Raw genomic sequence first — 7,334 nt, 5'->3', positions numbered from 1 at the left:
TCCCGCCCGCGCCGAGCAGCCCTCCGGCACCGCCGGGGCCGGCGGCGATCCCGCCGGGATCCTCGGGCTCGGGCTCGGGCTCGGGCTCGGGCTCGGGCTCCGGCTCAGGTTCGGGCTCGGGCGGGTCGCTGACGAGGACCGACATCAGGCGCTGCTCGGAGTCCGCGTACGCGAGCCGCGGCTCGGTGACGAGTGGTGTCGGCAGCGCCGCGGGCCGCGGGCCGACCCCCGACGCCGCGAGGACCGCCGAGGGCAGCACGACGGCGGCGACCAGCCCGGCCGTGAGTGCTCGGCGCACGACGCCTCCTCCTGCCCTCCGCGGTGCGGACCCCTTACGGTGCCGTCCGCTGCACAGCCCGAGCACCCGCGCCCGGTCAGCCGTCGGGGCAGCCGGAAGGTGCCGAAGGGGCAGCGGTCAGATGAGACCTTCGCGCAGCGCGTACGCCACGGCGTGCGACCGGTTGCGCAGCTGCAGACGGGTCGTGACGTCGTGCAGCACGTTCTTCACGGTCCGCTCGGAGTACGCGAGGTGCTGCGCGATCTCCGAGGTGTCGTACCCGTCGGCGACGAGCCGCAGCACCTCGATCTCGCGCGACGCGAGCCCGGTGAACGTCAGCCCGCGCGGCCGCAGCACCTGCCGCTGCAGCGTGCCGACCTGGTCGAGCAGGCGTCCCAGCAGGTCGGGGGGCACGCTGCCCTCACCGGTCGCGGCGCCGCAGATCACGCGGACGAGCCGGTCGGGCGTGGCCTCGGCGCGGCGCACGAGCCCGAGCACGCCGGCCTCGACCGCGGTGACCACGTCGCCGTCCTCGAGCCGGCCCGCGACGAGCACGGCCTGCGCGGCGCTCTGCCGCCGCACCATCCGGACCAGGCGCAGCGCGTCGTCGTCCACCGAGTCCGCGACCACGACGGCGACCTGCGCGTTGGGCGCCTCCTCCGCGGGCACCACGCGCACCTCGGGACGCGGCCGCAGCGCGCTCACCACCCCTGCCTCCGAGATCGGGTCCCTCGCGCTGACCCACACGGCCACCCTGTCCATCGTCGCCCCCTGCGCCGTGGCACCCGCTGCTCGGGTGCACTGACGGACAGCGTGCCGGGGCGCACTGATCGTGCAGTCAACAACGACTCAACGGGCATCCGCGGTGCCCCTCCGGCCGGGCCGCAGGCCGTACCGCGCGCGCGACCCCGCTCCTAGCGTCGCGAGCATGACGACGACGGCGAAGCTGGACTCGGCGCGCGTGGAGCTCAGCCCCGGCACCGAGGCGGTCGTCCCGCTGCAGATCCGCAACACGGGTGACGTGGTGGAGGGCTACCGCATCGAGGTGCTGGGCGCGCCCGCGGCGTGGACGACGGTCGAGCCGGCCGTCATCGAGGGCCTCTACCCGGGCACGACGACGACCGCGACCGTGCGGTTCGCGCCGCCACGGTCCGCGGCCGTGCCCGCGGGGACGCTCGACTTCGGCATCCGCGTCGTCCCGTTCGAGCACGTCGACGAGACGGTGATCCCCGAGGGCGTCGTCGAGGTCCTGCCGTTCCTCGACACGACCGCCGAGCTGCTGCCGCGCACGTCGCACGGCCGGAGCGGGGCGCGGCACCGCGTCGCGCTCGACAACCGCGGCAACGTCCCCGTGACGGTGTCGCTCACGGCCGCCGACGACAACGGCGCGCTGGCGTTCCGCGTGCGCCCGCAGATCCTCGCCGTGAACCCCGGCACCGTCGAGTTCGCCGACGTGCGCGTCAAGCCCGAGAAGCGGCTGTGGCGCGGCCCCGACGTGACGATGCCGTTCACCGTGACCGCCGCCGCGGAGAACACGACGCCCGTCCTGCTCGACGGTGCGCACGTGCAGGTCGCGACGATCCCCAAGTGGTTCTTCAAGGCCTTGCTGGCCCTGCTGCTCCTGCTCGCGCTGCTCGCGCTGCTGTGGTTCACGCTCCTGAAGCCGGTCATCGAGTCGGCCGCGAAGTCGTCCGTCGAGGACGAGGTCGCGCAGGCGCAGGAGGCCGCCGCTGCCGCGCAGCAGGCCGCGACCTCCGCGCAGCAGGCGTCGACCGGTGCCGGGCAGGCGGCCGCCGCCGCGCAGGAGCAGGTCGCGCAGATGGAGGACCTCACGCAGAACTTCCTGCCGCCGACCGAGATCCTCACGCCCACGACGCAGCGCATGACGGTCCAGACGCCGCCGTCCCCGACCGCGGTCGACGCCGACCCGTTCGTCGTGCCCGACGGCGGCACGTTCCGGCTCACCGACCTCGTCCTCAACAACCCCCAGGGCGACTTCGGCCGGCTGCTGCTCACGCAGACCCCCGCCGGCGGCGACCCCGCGGTGCTGTTCGACGTCGCGCTCGAGAACTTCCGCGACAACGACTTCCACTTCCAGACGCCGATCGTCCTGCCGTCCGGCACGGCCCTCACGATGTCCGTGATCTGCCGGGCGCCCGGGCAGCCGCAGAACGAGACGTCACCGCCCACGCAGTGCGACGACGCGCTCGTCTTCAGCGGTCAGCTCGCCGTCCCCGCCCCGCCGCCCGCCCCCTGACCGCCCCGGCGGCCCACCCGACGGGAGGCCACGCATGCCCATGGGTCCCGCGCTGCGCGTCGGCGACAGCGCCCTGTGCCCGCTGTTCGACGGCCCGAAGCCGCACGTCGGCGGCCCGATCACGCCCGCCGCCGGGGTCATGACGGTCCTCATCGGCAACCAGCCGGCCGCCGTCGCCAACGCGGTGCCCGGCGGCATCCCGTGCGTGTCGCCCGCGCCCAACGGCATCGCGATGGGCTCGCTCACCGTCCTGATCGGCAACTTCCCGGCGGCCCGCCTCGCCGACACGAGCATGCACGGCACCCCGGTCGTCCCGGGCCCCGGCTGCCCGACGGTCATCATCGGCGGCTGACGCCTGCGGGCCGCGGGATCCGCGGTGAATCGGTCCGAGGCGTTGCGCTGCCGGTTGGGTGGGGGGATGGTGGCGGCCTGACGCGTCGACGAGGACGGGGGCCTCGATGAACGGCATGCGCACGCTCGTGGCGGTGGTGACGGGGGCCCTGGTCGCCGCCGGGCTGGTCGTGGCCGGTCCGCCACCCGCGACGGGCGCCGTCCCGGCGGGGTTCACGGAGCAGCTCGTCGCGACCGTGCCGAACCCGTCCGCGATCGCGTTCACCGCCGACGGGCGCATGCTCGTCACGCAGCAGTCGGGGAGCCTGCGGGTCCGCACGGCCGCGGGCACCCTGCTCGCGACGCCCGCGCTGAACTTGTCGAGCCGGCTCTGCACGAACTCGGAGCGCGGCCTGCTGGGCGTCGCGACGGACCCCGACCCGGCGACGCGCGCGATCTACCTCTTCTACACGGCGCGCACGGGCACGACCTGCCCGACGAGCCAGGGCGGCACCCCGGCCGGCGCGCCGGTGAACCGGGTGTCGCGCTTCGTCCTCGGTGACGACAACGTCGTCGACCCGGCGAGCGAGACGGTCCTGCTCGACGGCATCGCGTCCCCGGCGGGCAACCACAACGCGGGCGACGTGCACGTCGGCAAGGACGGCTACCTCTACGTCTCGACGGGCGACGGCGGCTGCGACTACAAGGGCGACAGCGGCTGCGGCGGCAACAACGACGCGTCGCGGGACCGCAACGTGCTGAACGGCAAGATCCTGCGCGTCGACCGGACCACCGGCGCCCCGGCCCCGGGCAACCCCTTCCTCGGCACCGGGTCGGCGTCCTGCCGCCTGGCCCCTGCGGCGGCGGGGACCATCTGCCGCGAGACGTTCGCGTGGGGCCTGCGGAACCCGTTCCGGTTCGCGTTCGACCCGGACGCGAGCGGCACGGTCTTCCACGTCAACGACGTCGGCCAGAACGTGTGGGAGGAGATCGACCTCGGCACGTCGGGCGCGGACTACGGCTGGCCGGTCCGTGAGGGGCACTGCGCGCAGACGGGGTCGGCGACGAATTGCGGCGGCGCGCTCCCGGCCGGGATGACGAACCCGATCCACGACTACGGCCGGAGCACGGGCTGCGGCTCGATCACGGGCGGCGCGTTCGTCCCCGACGGCGTCTGGCCCGCGGCGTACGAGGACGGGTACCTGTTCAGCGACTACAACTGCGGCAAGCTGATGATGCTGAAGGGCGGGGTGCGCACGGACGTCTCGACGGGCCTCGGAGCAGCGGTGCACCTCGAGTTCGGGCCGTGGTCGGGCAGCCAGGCGCTCTACTACACGACGTACGCGAACGGCGGCGAGATCCGGCGGCTCGCGTACACGGGCACCGCCAACCGCACGCCCACGGCGGCGCTCACCGCGTCCCCGACGAGCGGCGCGGCACCGCTCACCACGACGCTCGACGGCCGCGGCAGCAGCGACCCCGACGGCGGCGCGCTCACCTACCTGTGGCAGTTCGGCGACGGGACGCCCGACGCGACGACCACGAGCCCGACCGTCCAGCACACGTACGCGGCGGGCACGTGGACCGCGACGCTGCGCGTGCGCGACCCGCAGGGTGCCACCTCGGCGGCCGTGACGACCCGGATCAGCTCGGGCAACACCGCGCCGACCGCGCAGATCACCACGCCCGCCGCGGGTGCGACGTTCGTCGTCGGCCAGTCGTACACGCTGAGCGGCTCGGCGACCGACGCGCAGGACGGCACCGTGCCGGGGTCGCGCCTGTCGTGGACGGTCGTGCGCGTGCACGACCAGCACACGCACCCGTTCCTCGGCCCGGTGACGGGCACGTCGGTGTCGTTCGAGGCCCCCGGACCCGAGGACCTCGCGGCCGCCGCGAACAGCCACCTGCGGATCGCGCTCACCGCGACGGACTCGCAGGGCGCGACGACGACCGTGACGCGCGACTTCCTGCCACGGAAGGTCGACGTGACGCTCGCGACGTCGCCCGCCGGACGCACGCTCACGGTCAACGGCCAGACGGTCACGGGCCCGACGACGCTCACGTCGTGGGCGGGCTTCGACCTGCGGCTCGCGGTGCCGTCGCAGCAGGACGCGCAGGGGCGCACGTACGAGCTCGACCGGTGGTCGGACGGCTCGACGGCCGCGAGCCGGACGTGGCGGACACCGTCCGCGGCGGCGACCCTGACCGCGACGCTCGGGCTGCGCGGGCTCCGGGCCGTCTACTACGACAACGTCGACCTCACGGGCGCGACGGTCACGCGCACCGACCCGGGCGTCGCGTTCGACTGGGGGCTCGCGGCACCCGTGAGCGGCATCGGAGCCGACACGTTCTCGGTCCGGTGGAGCGGCTCGGTCGTGCCGCGGTACTCGCAGACGTACACGTTCGCGACGACGTCGGACGACGGCGTGCGGCTGTGGGTCGACGGGAAGCTGGTCATCGACCAGTGGACGAACCACTCCCGCCGCGTCGACACCGGGACCGTCACGCTGACCGCGGGGCAGTCGGTGCCGATCGTGCTCGAGTACTTCGACAACCTGCGGAACGCGGTCGCCGAGCTCCGCTGGTCGAGCACGTCGCAGACGTCGGAGATCGTCCCGACGACCCGCCTGCGCCCGTAGCGTCGCGCTGCGGCGCGTGGGTCGCGGCCCGCCCGGCCCGTGCGGCGTCGCTACCAGACGCCCAGGTGGTCCAGCAGGATGCGGACGCCGATCAGGATGAGGATGACGCCGCCGACGACCTCGGCCGGCCCGCGGAAGCGGACGCCGACGCGGTGGCCGATCAGGACCCCGGCGAGCGAGACGACGAGCGTCACGACGCCGATGAGGACGGCCGCGCCGACGATCGGCACGTCGAGGAACGCGAACCCGATCCCGACGGCGAGCGCGTCGATGCTCGTGGCGACCGACAGCACGAGCAGCTCGCGCAGGCCGATGTGGTCCTCGTCGGGCTCGTCGTCGTCGCCCTGCGTGAACGCCTCGTAGAGCATCTTCCCGCCGATCACGGCGAGCAGCCCGAAGGCGATCCAGTGGTCGACCTCGGTGATGGAGTCGGCGAGCCGCACGCCCAGCAGCCAGCCGAGCAGCGGCATGAGGCCCTGGAACGCGCCGAACGCGACGGCGATGGCGGCGGTGTCGCGGAACGACAGGCGGCGGATGTGCAGGCCCTTGCCGAGCGCGACGGCGAACGCGTCGGCGGAGAGGCTGAGGGCGATCAGGAGCAGCGCCCAGGTCGACATCGGGGGACTTCCGGTCGGACGGCGGCCGCGAGGCCGAGGGACGCGGGGGCGGCCCGGCGGTCGACCGTACGGGTCTGTGCGCGAGCGGTGGTACCCGAGCGCCTGTGAGAACGGTCTCGGAACTTCTGGTCGCGTGACCTGCGAAAACGGGGATCCGGGCGGCCGAACTCGCGCATGCGCACCGCACGTCGTGCTTATTATCTGCGCATGCATGCAGATAGGCAGGAAGACGGCCTCGGCATCGACTCGTCCTACGTCGACCTCGTCGTCGAGGTGTTCTCGCTGCTCGCCGACCCCACGCGCGTCCGCATCGTCCTGGCGCTGCGGGACGGGGAGCTGTCGGTCAACCACCTCGCGGACATCGTCGAGAAGTCGCCCACGTCCGTCTCCCAGCACCTCGCCAAGCTGCGCTGGGGACGCATCGTCAAGACCCGCCAGGACGGCACGCGCGTCTTCTACTCGCTCGTCGACGAGCACGCCCGCACGCTCGTCACGCAGGCCGTCTACCAGGCGCAGCGCGCGATCGAGGACGTCCCCGCCCACCACCGGAGCCACCCGACCTCGTGACCGCGCTCGCCCACCCCACGTTCCGCCGGCTGTTCACCGCCCAGGTCGTCTCCCTCGCCGGCACCGGGCTCGCGACCGTCGCGCTCGGGCTGCTCGCCTACGACGTCGCGGGCGACCGCGCGGGCCAGGTCCTCGGCACGGTCTTCGCGATCAAGATGGTCGCGTACGTCGTCGTCGCGCCCCTCGCCGCGGCCCTCGTCGTGCGGCTGCCGCGCCGCGCCGTGCTCGTGACCGCCGACGTCGTCCGCGCCGCCGCCGCGCTGTGCCTGCCGTTCGTCGACGCGACCTGGCAGGTCTACGTCCTGGTCCTGGTCCTGCAGGCCGCGTCCGCGACGCACACCCCGACCTGGCAGGCGCTCGTCCCCGACGTCCTGCCCGACGAGCGCGAGTACACGCAGGCGCTGTCGCTCGCGCGGCTCGCCGACGACCTCGAGATGGTCCTGTCGCCCGTGCTCGCCGCGGCGCTCCTGCTGCTCATCCCGTCGCACGCGCTGTTCGTCGGGACCGCGGTCGGGTTCGCCGCGTCCGCGGTCCTGGTCGCGACCGTCGCGATCGGGCGGCCGCGCGCGTCGACCGGCGGCGATGACGCCGGGTTCGCCGAGCTGCCGCTCGGGGCGCGCGTGCGGCACGGCGCCGTGCTCCTGGTC

At 74.1% G+C, this 7,334-nt stretch carries 8 protein-coding genes; 5 read left to right on the top strand and 3 right to left on the bottom strand.

What is annotated here, in order from left to right:
• The coding region (locus HGA02_RS06910) for a hypothetical protein (RefSeq protein WP_210728259.1) at positions 1-298 on the bottom strand (298 nt) is incomplete at its 3' end.
• 117 nt (positions 299-415) lie between these two features.
• Positions 416-1,039, bottom strand: coding sequence for a helix-turn-helix transcriptional regulator (locus tag HGA02_RS06905; RefSeq protein WP_168678406.1), 624 nt, complete (start codon positions 1,037-1,039; stop codon positions 416-418).
• 166 nt (positions 1,040-1,205) lie between these two features.
• On the opposite strand from HGA02_RS06905, the gene HGA02_RS06900 reads away from it, so the two are divergent.
• The 3 genes from HGA02_RS06900 to HGA02_RS06890 all read left to right on the top strand — a co-directional run bounded on the left by HGA02_RS06900 (position 1,206) and on the right by HGA02_RS06890 (position 5,503).
• Entirely contained in the window at positions 1,206-2,534 is a 1,329-nt protein-coding gene (locus HGA02_RS06900; protein ID WP_124341082.1) for a COG1470 family protein, read from the top strand.
• Between the two features lie 34 nt (positions 2,535-2,568).
• Entirely contained in the window at positions 2,569-2,886 is a 318-nt protein-coding gene (locus HGA02_RS06895; protein WP_210728258.1) for a PAAR domain-containing protein, read from the top strand.
• Between the two features lie 115 nt (positions 2,887-3,001).
• The gene (locus HGA02_RS06890) at positions 3,002-5,503 is read left to right on the top strand and encodes a PQQ-dependent sugar dehydrogenase (RefSeq protein ID WP_246247510.1); all 2,502 of its coding nucleotides are present in this window, start codon (positions 3,002-3,004) and stop codon (positions 5,501-5,503) included.
• 50 nt (positions 5,504-5,553) lie between these two features.
• On the opposite strand, the gene HGA02_RS06885 is transcribed toward HGA02_RS06890, so the two are convergent.
• Positions 5,554-6,120: a manganese efflux pump MntP gene (locus HGA02_RS06885; RefSeq protein ID WP_124341084.1), complete on the bottom strand. Its 567-nt coding sequence runs from the start codon at positions 6,118-6,120 to the stop codon at positions 5,554-5,556.
• A 207-nt stretch (positions 6,121-6,327) separates the two neighbouring features.
• On the opposite strand from HGA02_RS06885, the gene HGA02_RS06880 reads away from it, so the two are divergent.
• Both HGA02_RS06880 and HGA02_RS06875 read left to right on the top strand, forming a co-directional pair.
• A complete protein-coding gene (locus HGA02_RS06880) occupies positions 6,328-6,687 on the top strand; it encodes an ArsR/SmtB family transcription factor (protein ID WP_168678407.1) in 360 nt (119 codons plus the stop codon).
• The coding region (locus HGA02_RS06875) for an MFS transporter (protein WP_168678404.1) at positions 6,684-7,334 on the top strand (651 nt) is incomplete at its 3' end. The genes HGA02_RS06880 and HGA02_RS06875, both read left to right, overlap by 4 nt.

This window comes from Cellulomonas septica, from assembly GCF_012396155.1.
Taxonomy (GTDB): Bacteria; Actinomycetota; Actinomycetes; order Actinomycetales; family Cellulomonadaceae; genus Cellulomonas; species Cellulomonas septica.
Note: the sequence above shows the minus strand (reverse complement) of the source record. Positions and strands in the feature narration are given on the sequence as shown.